This is a genomic window from Agromyces sp. NPDC055520 (assembly GCF_053619715.1).
This window is the reverse complement of the sequence record NZ_JBSHJY010000003.1, coordinates 1-16586: the sequence shown is the minus strand read 5'-3', so window position 1 is coordinate 16586 and position 16586 is coordinate 1. Positions and strand designations below refer to the sequence as shown.

Sequence of the window (16586 nt, the reverse complement as noted above, 5' to 3'; positions counted from 1 at the left end):
GATGGCTCCTCGTTGTCAGGCAGTGCGGGTGAAGGCGGACGTGCCCTCGATCCAAGTGGAGGTCACCGTGGCGCGGTGGATCTCTTCGTTGGGGAGGCTGAAGGGGTTCGGTTCGAGCACGACGAGGTTCGCGAGGTAGCCCTCGCGGATGTACCCGGTGTCGTGGTCGCGGTGGTTCACGTAGGCGGTGCCGGAGGTGTACGCCGCCATCGCGGTGGCGAGGTCGAGACGCTGGTGTTCGCCGCCGAGCGGTTCGGCGTCCATTCCGGGCGCGATCCGGTTGACGGCCATGTGCACGGCGTCCATCGGGTCGGCGCTCGAAACCGGCCAGTCGCTGCCCGCGGCGAGGCGCGCACCGTGACGCACGAGGTCGCCGAACGGGTACTGGCGCGCCTCGGCGCCGTCCTGCAGGAACGGCAGGGTGAGCTCGTCGATCTGGTCTTCGTGGGTCGCCCACAGCGCCTGCAGGTTCGCCACGGCATCGAGCCCGGCGAACCGCGCGGTCTCGGCCTCCTCGACGATCTGCAGGTGCGCGAGGTGGTGGCGGCCGTCGCTCGGCCCGTTGGCGTCGCGCGCGGCCTCGATCGCGTCGAGCGCCTCGCGCACCGCACGGTCGCCGAGTGCGTGGAAGTGCACCTGCATGCCGGCCGCGTCGAGCTTCGTCACGACCTGCTTCATGAACTCGGGGTCGAGGAAGGAGAGACCGCTGTTGGCGGTGTCGTGACCGTGGCTGTCGCGGTAGGGCGTGAGCATCGCGGCAGTCTGGTTCTCGGCGACGCCGTCGACCATGATCTTCGTCGTACCGAGCGAGTAGCGGTCGGTCGTACCGAGCGCGATGAGCTCGTCACGTCGCGCGACCATCTCGTCGGCCTGCTCGATGCCGCCGTCGCGCTCCCACCACTGCGAGCCCACGACGTGCACGCGCAGCGTGCCCTCGGCGACCGCGCGGCGGTACACCGCGTCGATGTCGTCGACGCCCGAGAGGGTGCCGACCATGGCGTCCTGCCAGCCGGTGATGCCGAGGGCGACGAGTTCGTCCTGCGCACGCAGCAGACCCGCGTAGGCGAAGTCGGCGCTGATCGCGGGTCGCACCTCGGCGAACAGGTGCTCGGCGCCCTCGTGGAAGGTGCCGGCGGGGAACCCGTCGGCCTCGCGCTCGATGCGGCCGTCGGCCGGGTCGGGCGTCGAGGCGTCGAGGCCGGCGAGTGCGATGGCGGCGGAGTTCGCCCAGACGCTGTGGTGGTCGCGGCTCGAGAGCAGCACGGGTCGGTCGGGCACGACCGCGTCGAGCAGGGCGCGCACCGGCGCACCTCCGGGGTAGTGGTCCATCGACCAGCCGCCGCCGAGGATCCACGGTTCGTCGGGGTTCGCGTCGGCGTAGGCCTTGACGGCGGCGACGGCGCCCGCGGCGTCTTCGGCCTCGGTGAGGTTGCACATGAGCAGCTCGACGCCGGCTCCGACCGGGTGCACGTGCGCGTCCTGGAATCCGGGGCTCAGGAGTGCGCCGTCGAGCCGGACGATCTGGGTTCCCTCGCCGATGAGGGCGTCGGCCCCGGCTTCGGGAACGACCGCCGTGATGCGATCGCCGGTGACGGCCACGACGTGACCCTGAATCGGTTGGCCGGTTCCGGTGAACACGGCCGCTCCGGTGAACAGCACATCGGCAGCTGACACGTCGCCCTCGCTTCCTCGTCGAATGATTGGTGAGGGTGACGTTAGCGATGCGCCATCGCCGCTGTCAACTGCGTTGACAACATTGCTCCCGCATTCGTTATGCTGACGTTGATCGAGCACGGCTCCGGCCCGGATCAGTGCCGCGACCATGACACGATGGACTTCGGACTTCGGACTTCGAGGATGAGGAGGGCGATGTGACTGCGACAGGCTCCACTCGCGGCGATGCTGCGCGCACGGCGACCGGCCGTGCCCGTCTCGACCGCGATTCGATCGTGGCCGCGGGCCTCGAACTGGCCGCGGCATCGGCCGCCCCCACGATCTCGGTGCGCGAACTCGGCACCCAACTCGGCGCCGACCCCACGGCGATCTACCGGCACTTCCGCAGCAAAGAGACCCTCATGCAGGCGCTGCTCGACGAGCTGATCCAGCGCAGCGTCGCCGCCGTCACGGCGGACACGTCCGACTGGCGCGAGCGGCTGCGTCAGCTCGCCTCCTCGACGCTCGAGCTCTATTCGACGTACCCGGCGATCGGCGCCGAGGCGATCGTGCTCACGACCCACGGGCCCGGCGAGCTCCAGGCCATCGAACTCATGCTCGAGGCGTTCGCCGAGGCGGGCCTCACGGGCGATGACGTCGTGCGCCACTACGCGCTGATGGCCTCGCACGTGCTGTCGAGCGCGGCCGGCATCGCCCGCGGCCGGGCCGAACGCGGCGACGGCCCCGAACCGGGGCCGTGGTTCGAGGGGCCGATCCTCGCCGACCCGCGCCGCTACCCGCTCATCACCGCATTCAACAACGAACTCGCCGATCTGAAAGACCAAGACCTCTTCGCCCTCGGCGTCGAAGCCGTCATCCAGTCGGCCGAGCGCACGGTCGAGCGCAACGCGGAGTAGGCATCACGACGAAGCGGTCGGCGCCGGGCGCAGCGCCGCGACGCCGACCCCGCCTCCCTGACGGCGCACCCATCCCGACGATCGTCAGGCGCCGTCGGACGCAGACGGCCCGGCGGCCTGATCGCCCTCGGGTAGCGCAGGCACGGGCGGCAGCCGGCCTGCGTCAGTCGACGAGCGCCCCGGCCGTGAGATTCGAGATCACGCCCGTCATCGACCGCGCCCGGTCGGATGCCGCGAACGCGAGGTACTCCGCGACCTCGGCGAGCGACGGCAGCCGGCCGAGCAGCGTGGTGCCCGCGAGGCCCGCGAGCCATTCGTCGCGACCGATGCCGCCCGCCGCGGCGATGCGGCCGAACATCTCCCCCGTGTACGAGGTGTCGTAGGCGTCGGCCATCGCATGCGGTCGCACGCAGACGACGCGCACGCCGCCGGGGCCGAGCTCACCGGCGAGGGCTCGTGAGAACCCCTCGAGCCCCGCGCTCTGCGCGGCGTTGCCGATGAGGCCCGTGCCCGAGAGCCGCGCGCCGGGCGTCGAGATCGTGAGGATCACGCCGCCGCCCTGCGCGAGCATCGGCCGGGAGACGGCCTTGGCCGTGACGAAATTCGTCTGCAGGTAGCCGGTGACCGGGTGCAGGTAGTCGGCGAGCGAGGTCTCAGCGATCGGGAGCCCCTGCACGTGGTCGAAGCCAACGGCGTTCAACGCGATGTCGATGCGCCCCGCGGCATCCGTCACCTCGTCGACGTGCCGGTCGACGGCCGTCTGGTCCATCGCGTCGACGACCGCGATGTCGACGGATGCCCCGAGCTCTCGCGCCTCGGCAGCGGCGGCTTCGAGCCGTGGCAGGCTTCGCCCGGCGAGGAACAGCCGTGCCCCTTCACGTGCGAACACCCGCGCCGTCGCAGCGCCGATGGACCCGCCGCCGCCGTGGATCACGGCCACCTTGTCGTCGAGCAGCATCATGAGTCTCCGTTCTCTGTGAATGTTCGGGCGAATCGGTCGATGATCTCGGTCCAGCCCTCGGTGTGGAGGCGCACGGCCTCCGCGTCGGGCAGGCGCTCATGGCGCACCTCGACCAGCGTGGCGTCGCCGTCGGGCGTGAAGCTGACGCGCACGAGCGAGTCGACACGGTGCGTGGCGATCGAACGCCACGTGAACTCGAGCGTGCGCGGCCGGTCGATCACGGTGTAGGTGCCGGCGTGCACGACAGCGCCGCCCGGGTCGTTCATGGTGATCGCGAAGTCGCCGCCCACGCGGGAGTCGGCGACGACGCTCGACGGCTCGCTGCCGTCGCGACGCATCCAGACGGCGAGGCTCGCCGGGTCGAGCCAGGCGTCGAAGAGGCGGTCGGCGGATGCCGCGATGCGCCGACTCACCGTGACGGCCGGGGTCATCGCGGGGCTCCGTCGTCGGTCGTGCGGTCGGGGCCGGGGTCGGGGTCGATATCGGCGAGCACGAAGGCCTCGAGCGCGGCGAGGCGCTGCTCCCAGAAGTCGCGGTACTGCGTCATCCAGGCGACGGCTTCGCCGAGCGCCTCTGCACGCAGCGACAGCACGTGGTCGCGGCCGCGCACGTGACGCTGCACGAGCTGGGCGCGTTCGAGCACCTTGATGTGCTTGCTCGTCGAGTTGAGCGAGATCGGGAACGCGCTGGCGAGCTCGGTGACGCGCGCGTCGGAGACGAGCAGCCGGTCGAGGATCGCCCGTCTCGTGGGGTCGGCGACCGCGGCCAGCACCGTGTCGAGTTGATATTCACCCATGAGGGTGAATATATGCCGACCGCGTCTCGGCGTCAAGGACTTTCCAGGGTGGGGGCAGGAACTTTCGGGGAACACGCCGGGGGAAGGCATCGCGGCTCGGCGTGTCACGCAGTTCTGCCTGCACTTACCTGAGACCGATGTCGGCGGCTGGTGGGAGACTGACGGCATGTCGATCGAGGTGCGCCCGACCGAGTTCGACGACGTGGCTGCGGTCGTCGGGCCGAAACGCAGTCGATCGTCGGCGGGTTCCCGCGCGTGCTCATGCGACTCGATCTGCGATGAGCAGGGCGTGACGCTGTCGGTCGTCTCCGCTAGGTTTGCCCCCGACGAAAGGAATGCGATGAACTCCGCATCCGAACTCCTCACCCTCCGCGCCGAACTCGGCGGAACGCTCGTGCTGCCCGGTGATGCCGGCTACGACGCCGCTCGCATGCCGTGGAACCTCAGTGTCGACCAGCGGCCGGCCGCCATTGCAGAGCCGGCGGATGTCGCGGACCTGCAGGCGATCCTCCGCGTGGCCGCGGCCGTCGGTCTCGGCGTCACGGTGCAGCCCAACGGGCACGGTGCGAACGGTGCGGTCGATCTGCGCGATGTCGTGCTCGTGCGCCCCACCCGATTCGACTCCCTCGCGGTCGACGAGCAGGCGCGGGTGCTGCGTGCCGGCGCAGGCGTCAACTGGGGCCGGGCACTCGAGCGGCTCGACGGCACGGGGCTCGTCGCCCTCGCGGGGTCGAACCCCGAGGTCAACGTCGTCGCGCTCGCCGTCAACGGCGGGCATTCGATGTTCAGCCGCCGCTACGGCATCACCGCCCGCTCGATCATCTCCGTCGAGTTCGTCGACTCGGCCGGCCGAGTGCACCGCGTCACCGACGCCGACGACCCCGAGCTCATGTGGGCGCTTCGCGGCGGTGGCGGCTCCTTCGGCATCGTCACCGAGATCGAGCTCGCGCTGTACCCCGGCGACGCGCTCTTCGGCGGCAGCCTCATGTTCCCGGTCGAGGCCGCCGAGGCGGTCGTCACCGCAGCCTTCGAACTGGCGCGCGACGAGCCCGATCTCGGACTCGACATCGGCATGATGCACTTCCCCGACCTGCCGCAGGCGCCGCCCCCGCTGCGCGGCCGCACCGTGGCGACGGTCGCGCTCGTGCACGTCGGCGACGAGACGACCGGCCGCGGCTTCGCCGAGCGCGTCGCCGCGGTCGCCGTGCCCATCGTCGACACCCTCACGGCGTTCACGATCGGTTCGCTCGCCGCCGTCGCGGCCGAGCCCGTCGACCCGATGCCCTCCGCCGAGTTCGGCGCTGCGCTCGACGGCCTCGACGCCGCGTTCCCCCGCGAATTCGTCGACGCGTTCGTGCGCGGCGCCGAGCGCGGCCTCATGCGCGCGAGCATCCGTACGATGGGCGGCGCGATCGCCGACGAGCTCGGCGCCGAGTTCGCCGCGGTCGGCGCCACCCAGGCCGACGGGCTGATGAGTTCGGGTGTGCTGCTCCTCGACCCCTCGCTCGATGCAGACGCGGCGTTCGAGCCGTTGCGCGAACTCGCGGCGAAGTACCCGGGCGGCCCGACGCTGCCCTCGTTCCTCAGCTCGGGCGCGACGCTCGCCGACGCCTACGACCGGGCGACGCTCGACCGGCTCGCCGCCGTGAAACGGCGCGTCGACCCGCACGGCGTCATCCGCAGCAACCGCCCGCTCGGCTGATGGGGCCGTCGACCCGGCAGGCGCGGTGAGCCGCGTGGAGCCGCATCGCCTCGATCGCGCCGAGGCCCGGCGCATCGCGATCCGCGCGCAACAGCTTGGTCGGCAAGCTCGACGCGAAGGCCGACCGCACGGCGGGCACACTCACCGTGCACGCGGTGCACGAAGACGTGCCATTCGGCCGCGACGTCCGCCGCGCCGTCGACGACGAGATCGCGAGCCTGGCCGAGCGGCTCTCGCTCGAGGCGTCGCAGCCCGTCAGCGACGCAAGCACCCTACAGTGAAGGCATGATCCGACACACGGTCGCCTTCCGACTGCGCCACCCCTCCGGCTCCTCCGAAGAGCGCTCCTTCCTCGCCGATGCCGAGGCGCTCGCCGGCATTCCGGGCGTCGAGCGCTTCGAACAGCTGCGTCAGGTGAGCCCGAAGAACGACTTCTCGTTCGGCTTCTCGATGGAGTTCGCCGATCAGGCGGCCTACGAGGCGTACAACGTGCACCCGGTGCACGTCGCGTTCGTGCGCGACCGCTGGGCGGTCGAGGTCGAGGACTTCCTCGAACTCGACTACGTTCCGCTCGGGGTCTGAGCCGCCGACCGCGGTCGCAACTCGGCTGCCGATCACGGCCCGCCACTGGCCGTCCGGCGCGATGTCGGCGAACATGGGCGCATGGATGTCACGGAGTGGCTGCTCGACTCGGATCCGGCGATCCGCTGGCAGGTGATGAACGATCTGCTCGACGCGCCGCCCGCCGAGGCCGCCCGCGAGCGGGCCCGCGTCGCGACGGAGGGCTGGGGCGCACGGTTGCTCGCCCTGCAACCCGACGACGGGTACTGGGGCGGCGACGAGTACGGCATGCACGGCGAGCGCACGAGCGTCACGTGGACGCTCCACCTGCTGCGACGGCTCGGCATCGAACCGGATGCCCCGCAGACCCGGTCGGCGATCGCCCGGGTTCGCGACCGCGTGCTCTGGCGCGAGTGGGGCGACCTGCCCTACTTCCACGGCGAGGTCGAGGAGTGCGTGAACGGCGGAGTGCTGGCGCTCGCCGCATACTTCGACGAGCTCGGCGCCGGTAGCGACCGCATCATCGAGCGACTGCTGCAGGAGCAGCTCGACGACGGCGGCTGGAACTGCGACCCGATCGAGGAGTCCCGGAGATCCTCCTTCGACTCGACGCTCTGCGTGCTCGAGGGTCTGCTGGCCTACGAGCAGGCGGTGCCCGACGCGCCGCCCGAGATCGCGGCATCCCGCCGTCGTGGCGAGGAGTACCTGCTCGAGCGAAGTCTGTTCCGCCGGCGCACGACGGGCGAGATCGTGCTCCCCCGCTACGCCGAGTTCAGGTTTCCGCCCTATTGGGTCTACGACGTGCTGCGTTCGCTCGACTACTTCCGCATCGCCCACGAGCGGGCTGACGCGCGGGTCGCCGACGCGGTCGACCTCCTGGTCTCGCAACGCGGCGCCGACGGCCGCTGGCCCGCGGCCGCTCCCTGGCACGGCGAGGTGTACTTCGCCGTCGACGCGCCCGAGGGCGAGCCGAGCCGGTGGAACACGCTGCGCGCACTGCGGGTGCTGCGCTGGTTCGACGGGCGGTAGCCGACGGGCGGTAGCCGACGGGCGGTAGCCGACGGGCGCGTGCTCGACCGCTACTCCGAGTCCTGACCGAGTCGCCGCAGCAGCGCAGCGAGCGTCGCCTGCTCCTCGCGGCTGAGACCCCGGAGTTCCTCGGCCTCGCGCTCAGCGAGCCGTCGCATCGCTTCATCGACGCGCGTCGCCCCCTCTTCGGTGAGGCGCACGAGCACGCTGCGTCCGTCGCGCGGGTTCGGGCGGCGCTCGACGAGGCCGCGCCGTGTGAGGTTGTCGAGCCGATTCGTCATGGCGGCGCTGCCGATCATGGTCGCCTCGATGAGCTGCGCGGGGCTGAACTCGTGAGGCGGCTCCGCGCGGCGGAGTGCCGCGAGCACATCGAACTCCCAGACCGCGAGCCCGGCGCCGCTGAAGGCGCTCGCCCGCAGCCGGCCGAGCCGGTTCGCCACCCGGCGCAGGCGCGACAGCACGTCGAGCGGCGTCAGGTCGACCTCGGGCAGGCGACGCGACCAGGCATCGATCAACAGGTCGACCTCGTCGTCGCGGTCACCGCGCTCACTCACGCTCGGGGGCATACCGCCACGGTATCCCGATGCGGGTTCGCCGCGTGCGATACACGCTCAGGCGGCCGGCTCCCAGCGAAGTGCGAGAGAATCGAAGGGCACCGCCGGCCGCCGTCCGACGCGTCCGATCAGGTGCAGGAGAACACGTGACCCTCAACCCGACGACGACCGAGCAGCTCGACCTCGCGAGCATCCGGGCCGACTTCCCGTACTTGCGGCAAGAGCTCAACGGGCATCCGCTCGCCTACCTCGACTCCGGTGCGACCGCCCAGCGGCCGCTCGCGGTGTTCGACGCCGAGCGCGACTACCTCGAGCACTCGAACGCCGCCGTGCACCGGGGCGCGTCGACGCTCGTCGGCACCTCGACGACCGCGTTCGAGTCGGCCCGCGAGACGGTCGCCGCCTTCGTCGGCGCCGGTGGTCGCGAGATCGTCTGGGCCTCGAATGCGACCGACGCGATCAACATGGTCGCGCTCGGCATGGCGGATGTCGCGGCCGGCCTCGGCGGGCCGGAATCCGAGATCTTCCGGCTCGGCCCAGACGACGAGATCGTCGTCACCGAGGCCGAGCACCACGCGAACCTCATCCCGTGGCAGCGACTCGCGGCCAAGACCGGCGCGACGCTCCGCTGGATTCCGGTCGACGATGACGGCACGTGGTCGATCGACCACGCGGCATCCGTCATCGGAGCGCGCACGCGACTCGTCGCGTTCGCGCACGTCTCGAACGTGACCGGCCACCTCGCCCCCGTCGCCGAGGTCGTCGAGCTCGCCCACCGTCACGGCGCGCTCGTCGTGCTCGACGCGTGCCAGTCGGTGCCGCACCGGTCCGTCGACTTCGCCGAGCTCGGCGTCGACTTCGCCGCGTTCTCGGCGCACAAGATGCTCGGCCCGACCGGCATCGGCGTGCTCTACGGCCGCGAGCAGCTGCTCGACGCACTGCCGCCCGCTCGCACCGGCGGCTCGACGATCACGACGGTGACGATGGAGTCGGCGTCGTTCCTGCCCGCTCCGCAGCGCTTCGAGGCGGGCACGCAACCCGTCTCGCAGGCCGTCGCCCTCGCCGAGGCCGTGCGCTACCTCGACGGGCTCGGCATGCACAACGTGCACGCGCACGAGACGGCGCTCGCCGAGTTGCTCGTCGACGAGGTCTCCCGGGTCGCGGGCGTGCGCCTCGTCGGCCCGCCGCCCGGCAGCCCGCGCGCCGCCCTCGCGAGCGTCGACGTGCCCGGTGTGCACGCGCACGACGTCGGCCAGTTCCTCGACTCGCGGGGCATCGCCGTGCGAGTCGGCCACCACTGCGCCCAGCCGCTGCACCGGCGACTCGGCCTGCGCGCCACGACTCGCGCGAGCGCTTACGTCTACACGACTCCCGACGAGGTGCGCCGCTTCGCCGCGGCCCTCGCCGAGGTGCGCGGCTTCTTCGGGGTCGGCGCATGAGCGACCTGTCGGGTCTCTATCAAGAGCTCATCCTCGACCACTCGCGTCGCCGCCTCGGCGACGGCGCACTCGCCGAGCCTCACGCGACCCACCACGAACTGAACCCCACGTGCGGCGACGAGATCACGATGGGCATCCGCCTCGATGCATCCGGAACCGTGCTCGAGGCGATCGGCTGGGAGGGCGACGGCTGCAGCATCTCGATGGCCTCGGCCTCGGCCCTCACCGAGCTCGCGGCGGGCGCCGACCTCGACCGGGTGCGCGAACTCATCGACGGGTTCCGCACGATGATGCGATCGCAGGGCGCGGGCGAGGCCGACGAAGAGCTGCTCGGCGACGCGATCGCCTTCCACGGCGTCTCGAAGTACGTGATGCGGGTCAAGTGCGCGATGCTCGCGTGGGTCGCGCTCGAGGCGTGCCTGACCGGGGCACGCGCCGACGCCGCGCGCGCCTGACGCGCCTGACCGGGGCCGGCACTGCACGTCGGCCCACGCAGGATCGAGCAGCATCCGCTCACGGCGGCGCCTCGATGACCGGAACCGGTTTCGACCGATCTCCCCCAGATCAATCACGGTTTCCGCGCGACGTCACGTCGCATCCGCTCGACGGAAGCCGAGGCATCCTCCCATCAACGAGCAAACAACGTGATCAATCATGATTGAAACCAGCAATCTCTAATCAACTCTTGACACTAAACGATCACACACACCAAGGTATGGGTACCGAGCATTCCCTGACCGAACTTGGAGAGTGTCATGACGCGTTTTCTCACCATCCCTCGCCCTACCGAGGGGCCGATCACCGCTGATCGGGACTCGGGGGCATTCGGCTTCAGCCGGCGGAACCTCCTCGGCGGAATCCTCGCCGGCGTCGCCGTCACCGCCGTCGTTCCATCCGTCGCCAATGCGGCGAGCTTCCCCGCCCGCAAGGGCGGCGCCACGTCGATGGCCGACCAGCCGTTCGACGCCGTCGACGTCGTCAAGATCGGCCTCATCGGCCTCGGCAACCGCGGCATGGGCATGCTCGACGGCTGGGTCGATGTGCCGGGCACCGCCGTCACTGCGGTGTGCGACATCCGGGCCGACCGTGCCACGAGAGCGGCCGACCGGGTCGTCGGCAAGGGCAAGGCGCGCCCGCGCGAGTACGGCGGCAGCGACGAGTCCTTCCAGAAGATGCTCGACACCGAAGAGCTCGACCTCGTGTACATCGCGACGCCGTGGGAGTTCCACCACGTGCAGGGCAGAGCCGCCATGCTCGCGGGAGCGCACGCGGCGATCGAGCTGCCGATCGCGACCGAGCTCGACGAGCTCTGGGACCTCGTCGACACCTCGGAGCGCACGCGCAAGCACCTGTTCCTCGCCGAGAACTGCTCGTACGGCCGCAACGAACTCGCGATGCTGAAGATGGCCCACGAGGGCGTCTTCGGCGACGTGACGAGCGGCCACGGCGGCTACCTGCACGACTTGCGCTCGCTGCTGTTCGCCGACGGCTACTACACCGACGACTGGCGCCGCCTCTGGCACACGCGCAGCACCGCGAGCTTCTACCCCATGCACGGCCTCGCCCCCATCGCGGCAGCGATGGACATCAACCGCGGCGACCGCCTCGACATGTTGACCGCGACCGCGACCGCGCCGCGCGGCCTCGCCGACTACCGTGAGCGCTTCGTGCCGCGCGACCACCGCTCGTGGAACGAGGAGTACATCAACGGCGACCTCGTCACCTGCATGATCACAACGGCCAACGGACGCACGATCCGCGCCGAGCACAACGTCAGCCAGCCCCGCCCGTACAGCCGCATCAACACGCTCGAGGGCAGCCGCGGCATCTTCGAGGACTACGTCGGCGGCGACTCGACGGGCGCCCGCATCTACGCGGAGCCGTACCACGGCGGCGACACCTGGCGCGGTGCGAGCGCGATGCGCACCGAGTTCGACCACTGGCTCTGGAAGGACCTCGAGGGGCCGGCCGCCGGGGGCGGCCACGGCGGAATGGACTACATCCTGCAGTGGCGCATCGTGCAGCAGATGCGGGCCGGCCTCGTGCCCGACATCGATGTCTACGACTCCGCCGCCTGGTGCGCGCCGGTGCCGCTCAGCGTCGCGTCGCTCGCGAAGGGCGGCAAGCCCGTCGAGGTGCCCGACTTCACCCGCGGCGAGTGGAAGAAGCTGCGGCTCGGGCTCGACTCCGTGCGATCCGCCATGCCCGCCGTCGTCTGATCGAACACACTGAGAGAGGAAGACCATGTCCATGAAGTTCATTCGCCGGGTCGCGATCGCCGGTGTGTTCGTGCTCGCCGCGTCCACCTGGTCGACCGCGGCCACATACGGCGCATTCGCCGAGGAGGCACCTGCCGCGTCGCAGTCGCCTGCCGCCACCGAGGCCGCCGAGACCGAAGCACCGGCGACGGATGCCGCGGCACCCGAGTCGCCCGAGGGCGACGCGCCCGAGACCGGCACGACCGAGACCGAGGCGCCCGCAGCGGAGTCGTCGACGGCGCCCGACGCCGCGCCGGAGGCATCCGAAGCGGCCGAGCCGGCACCCGAGATCACCGTCGCCATCCCCGAGATCGGCCTCGACGGCCCCGCGATCGCCGAGGTCGAGGTCACGGTCTCGAACGACTCGGACGCGAAGATGGGCTCGGTCGCCGTCTCGTTCGCCGGGCCGATCGGCTGGCAGGTCGTGCCGTCGGGCCAGAAGCTCGATGCGATCAAACCCGGCGACGACCGGACCGCGACCTTCCAGGTGCGCATCCCCGAGAAGCGCCCCGGCTTCGCCCTTCGCGTCTTCACGGCGACCGTCAGCTACAAGGGCGGCGACGGAGCGGGCAGCGCGACCGGCGTTCGTGCGATGCCGACCACACCGCCGACCGATTCGCTCGCCGCGCTGTTCAACAACGTCGGCATCACGACCGTGTCGCAGCCCACCGCGGGAAACTTCGACAGCGAGGGCAACACCTTCTCGGCGGAGCAGCTCGCGGCGGTCGGGGCCGGCCCGGGCGCGTCGATCGAGGCCCTCGGGGCAACGCTGCAGATGCCCGCCTCGCAGCCGGGTACGGCCGACAACGTCACCGCCGCAGGGCAGGCGCTCCGCATCGGCGAGCAGGGTCAGCGTCTCGTCTTCCTCGGCTCCGGTTCCAGCACGAGTGCGACCGGCACGGCGACCGTGTTCTACACCGACGGCACGACGAGCTCGGGCGCCATCGGATTCCCGAACTGGTCGTTCCACGACGAGAATGCGTACGGCGCGAAGCTCGCCATCTCGACGAACGGCCGGAACCGGCCGAACGGATACGGCGATGCCGCCTACCAGTACCGCATGTTCGCGCACTCGGTGCCGCTGACGGCGGGCAAGACGGTCGACTTCGTCGTGCTGCCGACGAACGGCTCGATGCACATCTTCGCGATCGCGGTCGCTCCCTGACCCGTTCGCGTTGAACCACTCGTGCCCGGCCGGTGTTCATCGGCCGGGCACGAGTGCGAACGCGACACGGACGTGGCCGCTCGGCTCAGGGCGTCCACCACGGTCGCATCGGCAGCCCGCCGGTGCCGCCGCGCTCATCGGGCCGCACCGCGAGCACCTGGTGCAACTGGATGCCGCCGGTCTCGAAGGCGAGCCGCGACCCTGCCATGTACAGGCCCCACACCTTCGCCGTCGGCAGCCCGACCTCGGCGACCGCCTCATCCCAGTGCGCGACGAGGTTCGCACACCAATCGCGCAGCGTCAGCGCGTAGTGGAGTCGCAGGTTCTCTTCGTGCACGACCTCGAGCCCCGCGTCCTGCGCCTCGGTGATGATGCGGCCCGAGCCGGTGAGTTCGCCGTCGGGGAAGACGTAGCGGTCGATGAACCCCTTCGCCGCGGGCTCCGAGCGGTTGTCGGGGCGCGTGATGCAGTGATTCAAGAGCAGCCCGCCCGTGCGCAGTCGCGACTGCAGGAAGGAGAAGTACGACGCGTAGTTGCGAACCCCGATGTGTTCGAGCAGCCCGATCGACGAGACGGCGTCGAAGTCCGACTCGGTGATGTCGCGGTAGTCGCCGAAGCGCACCTCGGCGAGCTCCGCGAGCCCCTCGGCCTCGATCGCCCGCTGCGCCCACGCGGTCTGCTCGGCCGACAGCGTCACGCCGAGCGCCCTGACTCCGCGCCGCGCGGCGTAGCGCACCATGCCGCCCCACCCGCAGCCGACGTCGAGCAGACGGTCGCCGGGCGCGAGCCGCAGCTTCTCGAACACCAGCCGGTACTTGTTCTCCTGCGCCTCGTCGAGCGAGGCGTCGGCATCGGGGTAGCACGCGCAGGTGTAGGTCATCGAGGGCCCGAGCACCCACTCGTAGAAGGTGTTCGAGACGTCGTAGTGGTGGTGGATCGCCTCGGCGTCGCGGCTCTTGGAGTGCCGCAGCCCCTCGGCCACACGGCGCCAGCGCGGCGGCGCCTCTTGCGGGGGCGGCGCGATCGGGCGCAGCGGCTCGAGGCCGATAGAGCGGATGACTCGGGCCATCGTGCGCGGCGGCGGCAGCCTGAACACGAGTTCGTCGGCGAGCGCCTTCAGCAGTTCGTAGGGGTCACCGGGGTGCACGCCGTGGATGTCGAGGTCGCCGGCGATGTAGGCCCGGGCGAGACCGAGATCGCCGCGCCCGGTTGCGAGGTAGTTCGTGCCCCGCGGGCTCTTCAGCTCGATGCCGAGCGTCGCATCGGGCGGCCCGGCCGAACTTCCGTCGTACGCGGTGAAATGCAACGGCAGGCGACCGCCGGCGAAGATCTCGAGGATCTCGGCGAGCGACAGCTTGCCCGAGGCATCCACCTCGTTCGTGTTCTCGTGAACGTCGGCCCTGCCCTTGGTCGTGGTCATCGTCGTTGCACCGCCTTCGCGTAGAGGTCGAGGAGTCGGGAATCGGGGTCGTAGCGCACCTTCGCGGCTCGGTAGGCGTCGCCGCCGTAGAGCGCGTCGAACTCGGCGCGGTCGTAGAACGCATCGGAGTAGAGCGACTTGTGGCCGTCGAGCGCGCTGACCTCGCGCTCGATGCGACGATTCGCCTCTCCCTCGTCGCGCCCGCTCGCTCCGACCGGCACGGTCGACCAGAAGCCGACGTTGACGTAGCTGCGGTGCGGCTCGAGCGGGTAGAGCGGCCAGGCGTCGTCGCCCCGCAGTCGCAGCGGGCACAGCCAGATCGGCGTGATGGGCACGTTCTCGAGGAACCAGTCGACGAACTCGGCGCACCGCTCGATCGGCACCTCGACGTCTTGGATCACGCGTTCGCGTGACGGCAGCCCCTTGAGATGCTCGATGCGGTTGCCGAGGTCGTAGCGCCGTTCGAGCCGCATCAGCCTCGCGTACGACTTGCTGCGCCGGTAGCGGCGCGGCCAGAGCCGGCGAACGAGTGGATGCTGCGCGCCGAACGCCGCCGAGCACCAGAACCAGTCGGTGTCCCACCGCCACAGATAGTCGTGCGTCGTGAGTCGGTCGTGCGCTGCGCCGATGTCGTGCTGCAGCGAACGGTAGAAGATGCGTCGGCCGGTGTAGTCTCTGACGGGGCCGGATGCCGCGGTGTCGCTGCCGATGCAGAGGTAGGCCTCCTCGGCGCCGAAGACCACGCCGTCGAGGAAGTCGACGTGCTGCCCGTCGTACCGACCGGTGTCGACGATGCCCTCCATCGCGGCGACGAGCTCGTCGACCGCGTGGAACCGCACGTGCGTGAGCTCGACGAACGGCAGCACGGGCTCGAGCTCGATGCGCAGGCGCACCGCGTAGCCGAGCGTGCCGTACGAGTTCGGGAACGCGCGGAAGAGCTCGGCGTGCTCGCTCGTCTCGTCGCGAGAGGCCGTGAGCACCTCCCCGGCACCGGTGAGGATGTCCATCTCGAGCACCGACTCGTGCGGCAGCCCGTTGCGGAACGAGGTCGACTCGATGCCGAGTCCCGTGACCGCGCCGCCGAGGGTGATGGTCTTCAGTTGCGGCACCACGAGCGGCGCGAGCCCGAACGGCAGCGTCGCCGCGACCAGGTCTTCATAGGTGCACATGCCGGCCACGTCGGCGGTGCGCGCCTCGACGTCGACCGAGATGACGTGCGTCAGGCCCGAGGTGTCGAGCCCCGGGGCATCCGTCGCCGCCCTCGATCTGAAGAGGTTCGAGGTGCGCTTCGCGAGCCGCACCGAAACGCCGGGCGGCACCGCGCGGTAGCTCGCGAGCAGGCGCTCGACGCCGGCGGCGTGAGCGGCACGTGCGTCGATCGCAAGTGCTGGCACGCCTCCAAACTAGTCCGGGGCGCGGTCGGGCGCATCAGGCCGCACGCGCGTCGTATCGGCTGGTGCGTGGGTGGGTGCTGGCAGACTCTCGGCATGACGACCGAGATCGGCACGCCCGGCGGCACCCCCGAGCGCCCGGCGCGCTTCTTCGCCTCGCCCGAGGAGTTCCGCGCGTGGCTCGAAGCCAACCACGAAACGGCGCCCGAACTGTGGATGGGCCTCTACAAGAAGCACGTGCCCGATCGCGGGCTGACGTGGGAGCAGGCGGTGCCCGAGGCCCTGTGCTTCGGCTGGATCGACTCGGTCTCGCAGCGCATCGACGACGACGCCCGGCGCCAGCGCTGGAGCCCGCGCAAGGCCGCGAGCACCTGGTCGAGCGTCAACATCGCCCTCGTCGAGCAGCTCACCGCCGCGGGGCGGATGCACCCGGCCGGCATCGCCGCCTTCGAACGTCGGCGCGACGATCGCTCGGGCGTCTACTCGCACGAGAACCCCGATCGGGAGCTGCCGGCCGAGGCGGCGGCGCGGCTCGCCGCCAGCCCCGCGGCGACCGCGTTCTGGCAGGCCGCGACGCCCACCTACCGTCGCCAGGTCACCCACTGGGTGCTCACCGCGAAGCAGGAGGCGACCCGCGAACGTCGGCTCGCCCAGCTCATCGACGACAGCGCTGCGGGGCGCCTCGTCTCGTTCCAGCGCTACGGCGAGGTGCCGAAGTGGGTGGAGCGAGCCGCCGAGGC

At 70.9% G+C, this 16586-nt stretch carries 17 protein-coding genes; 10 read left to right on the top strand and 7 right to left on the bottom strand.

The genetic code is table 11. The annotated features are described in order from the left end of the window. Positions 1 to 15: 15 nt before the first annotated feature. Positions 16 to 1674, bottom strand: coding sequence for an amidohydrolase (locus ACWGST_RS02630; protein WP_452045085.1), 1659 nt, complete (start codon positions 1672 to 1674; stop codon positions 16 to 18). Between the two features lie 197 nt (positions 1675 to 1871). Here ACWGST_RS02630 and ACWGST_RS02625 point away from each other — a divergent pair, with 197 nt between their 5' ends. Then, entirely contained in the window at positions 1872 to 2570 is a 699-nt protein-coding gene (locus tag ACWGST_RS02625; protein ID WP_452045084.1) for a TetR/AcrR family transcriptional regulator, read from the top strand. A 163-nt stretch (positions 2571 to 2733) separates the two neighbouring features. Here ACWGST_RS02625 and ACWGST_RS02620 read toward each other — a convergent pair whose 3' ends face one another. The 3 genes from ACWGST_RS02620 to ACWGST_RS02610 are packed head-to-tail and all read right to left on the bottom strand — an operon-like array spanning position 2734 to position 4327. Continuing rightward, a complete protein-coding gene (locus ACWGST_RS02620; RefSeq protein WP_452045083.1) occupies positions 2734 to 3531 on the bottom strand; it encodes an SDR family NAD(P)-dependent oxidoreductase in 798 nt (265 codons plus the stop codon). Beyond that, the gene (locus tag ACWGST_RS02615; RefSeq protein WP_452045082.1) at positions 3528 to 3962 is read right to left on the bottom strand and encodes an SRPBCC family protein; all 435 of its coding nucleotides are present in this window, start codon (positions 3960 to 3962) and stop codon (positions 3528 to 3530) included. Before ACWGST_RS02615 ends, ACWGST_RS02620 begins: the two co-directional genes overlap by 4 nt. Next, entirely contained in the window at positions 3959 to 4327 is a 369-nt protein-coding gene (locus ACWGST_RS02610; RefSeq protein WP_452045081.1) for an ArsR/SmtB family transcription factor, read from the bottom strand. The genes ACWGST_RS02615 and ACWGST_RS02610 overlap by 4 nt, the downstream gene beginning before the upstream one ends. A 340-nt stretch (positions 4328 to 4667) precedes the next feature. Here ACWGST_RS02610 and ACWGST_RS02605 point away from each other — a divergent pair, with 340 nt between their 5' ends. The 4 genes from ACWGST_RS02605 to ACWGST_RS02590 all read left to right on the top strand — a co-directional run bounded on the left by ACWGST_RS02605 (position 4668) and on the right by ACWGST_RS02590 (position 7619). Next, entirely contained in the window at positions 4668 to 6029 is a 1362-nt protein-coding gene (locus tag ACWGST_RS02605; protein ID WP_452045080.1) for an FAD-binding oxidoreductase, read from the top strand. A gap of 95 nt (positions 6030 to 6124) precedes the next feature. After that, entirely contained in the window at positions 6125 to 6310 is a 186-nt protein-coding gene (locus tag ACWGST_RS02600) for a hypothetical protein (RefSeq protein ID WP_452045079.1), read from the top strand. A gap of 4 nt (positions 6311 to 6314) precedes the next feature. Further along, positions 6315 to 6611 (top strand): Dabb family protein, encoded by a 297-nt coding sequence (locus ACWGST_RS02595; RefSeq protein ID WP_452045078.1) that lies wholly within the window; start codon positions 6315 to 6317, stop codon positions 6609 to 6611. An 81-nt stretch (positions 6612 to 6692) separates the two neighbouring features. After that, positions 6693 to 7619, top strand: coding sequence for a hypothetical protein (locus tag ACWGST_RS02590; RefSeq protein WP_452045077.1), 927 nt, complete (start codon positions 6693 to 6695; stop codon positions 7617 to 7619). A 50-nt stretch (positions 7620 to 7669) separates the two neighbouring features. Here the strand turns inward: ACWGST_RS02590 and ACWGST_RS02585 are convergent, their stop codons facing one another. After that, positions 7670 to 8173: a MarR family winged helix-turn-helix transcriptional regulator gene (locus ACWGST_RS02585; protein ID WP_452045076.1), complete on the bottom strand. Its 504-nt coding sequence runs from the start codon at positions 8171 to 8173 to the stop codon at positions 7670 to 7672. A 146-nt stretch (positions 8174 to 8319) separates the two neighbouring features. On the opposite strand from ACWGST_RS02585, the gene ACWGST_RS02580 reads away from it, so the two are divergent. The 4 genes from ACWGST_RS02580 (at position 8320) to ACWGST_RS02565 (ending at position 13035) form a co-directional block, all read left to right on the top strand. Beyond that, positions 8320 to 9612, top strand: coding sequence for a SufS family cysteine desulfurase (locus ACWGST_RS02580; protein WP_452045075.1), 1293 nt, complete (start codon positions 8320 to 8322; stop codon positions 9610 to 9612). Further along, positions 9609 to 10067, top strand: a complete 459-nt coding sequence (sufU, locus tag ACWGST_RS02575; RefSeq protein WP_452045074.1) for a Fe-S cluster assembly sulfur transfer protein SufU — start codon at positions 9609 to 9611, stop codon at positions 10065 to 10067. Before ACWGST_RS02580 ends, sufU begins: the two co-directional genes overlap by 4 nt. 300 nt (positions 10068 to 10367) lie before the next feature. Then, complete coding sequence (locus ACWGST_RS02570) at positions 10368 to 11831, top strand: Gfo/Idh/MocA family protein (protein WP_452045073.1); 1464 nt, start codon at positions 10368 to 10370, stop codon at positions 11829 to 11831. Positions 11832 to 11862: 31 nt separating this feature from the next. Further along, positions 11863 to 13035 carry an NEW3 domain-containing protein gene (locus tag ACWGST_RS02565; RefSeq protein WP_452045072.1) on the top strand — a complete coding sequence of 391 codons (1173 nt, stop codon included), beginning with the start codon at positions 11863 to 11865 and terminating at the stop codon, positions 13033 to 13035. Positions 13036 to 13120: 85 nt separating this feature from the next. On the opposite strand, the gene ACWGST_RS02560 is transcribed toward ACWGST_RS02565, so the two are convergent. Further along, the gene (locus ACWGST_RS02560) at positions 13121 to 14455 is read right to left on the bottom strand and encodes a class I SAM-dependent methyltransferase (RefSeq protein WP_452045071.1); all 1335 of its coding nucleotides are present in this window, start codon (positions 14453 to 14455) and stop codon (positions 13121 to 13123) included. Then, on the bottom strand, positions 14452 to 15849 hold the full coding sequence (locus tag ACWGST_RS02555; RefSeq protein WP_452045070.1) for an FAD-binding oxidoreductase: 1398 nt from the start codon (positions 15847 to 15849) through the stop codon (positions 14452 to 14454). Before ACWGST_RS02555 ends, ACWGST_RS02560 begins: the two co-directional genes overlap by 4 nt. 93 nt (positions 15850 to 15942) lie before the next feature. On the opposite strand from ACWGST_RS02555, the gene ACWGST_RS02550 reads away from it, so the two are divergent. Then, positions 15943 to 16586: YdeI/OmpD-associated family protein (locus ACWGST_RS02550; RefSeq protein ID WP_452045069.1), on the top strand; the 644-nt coding region annotated here is incomplete at its 3' end.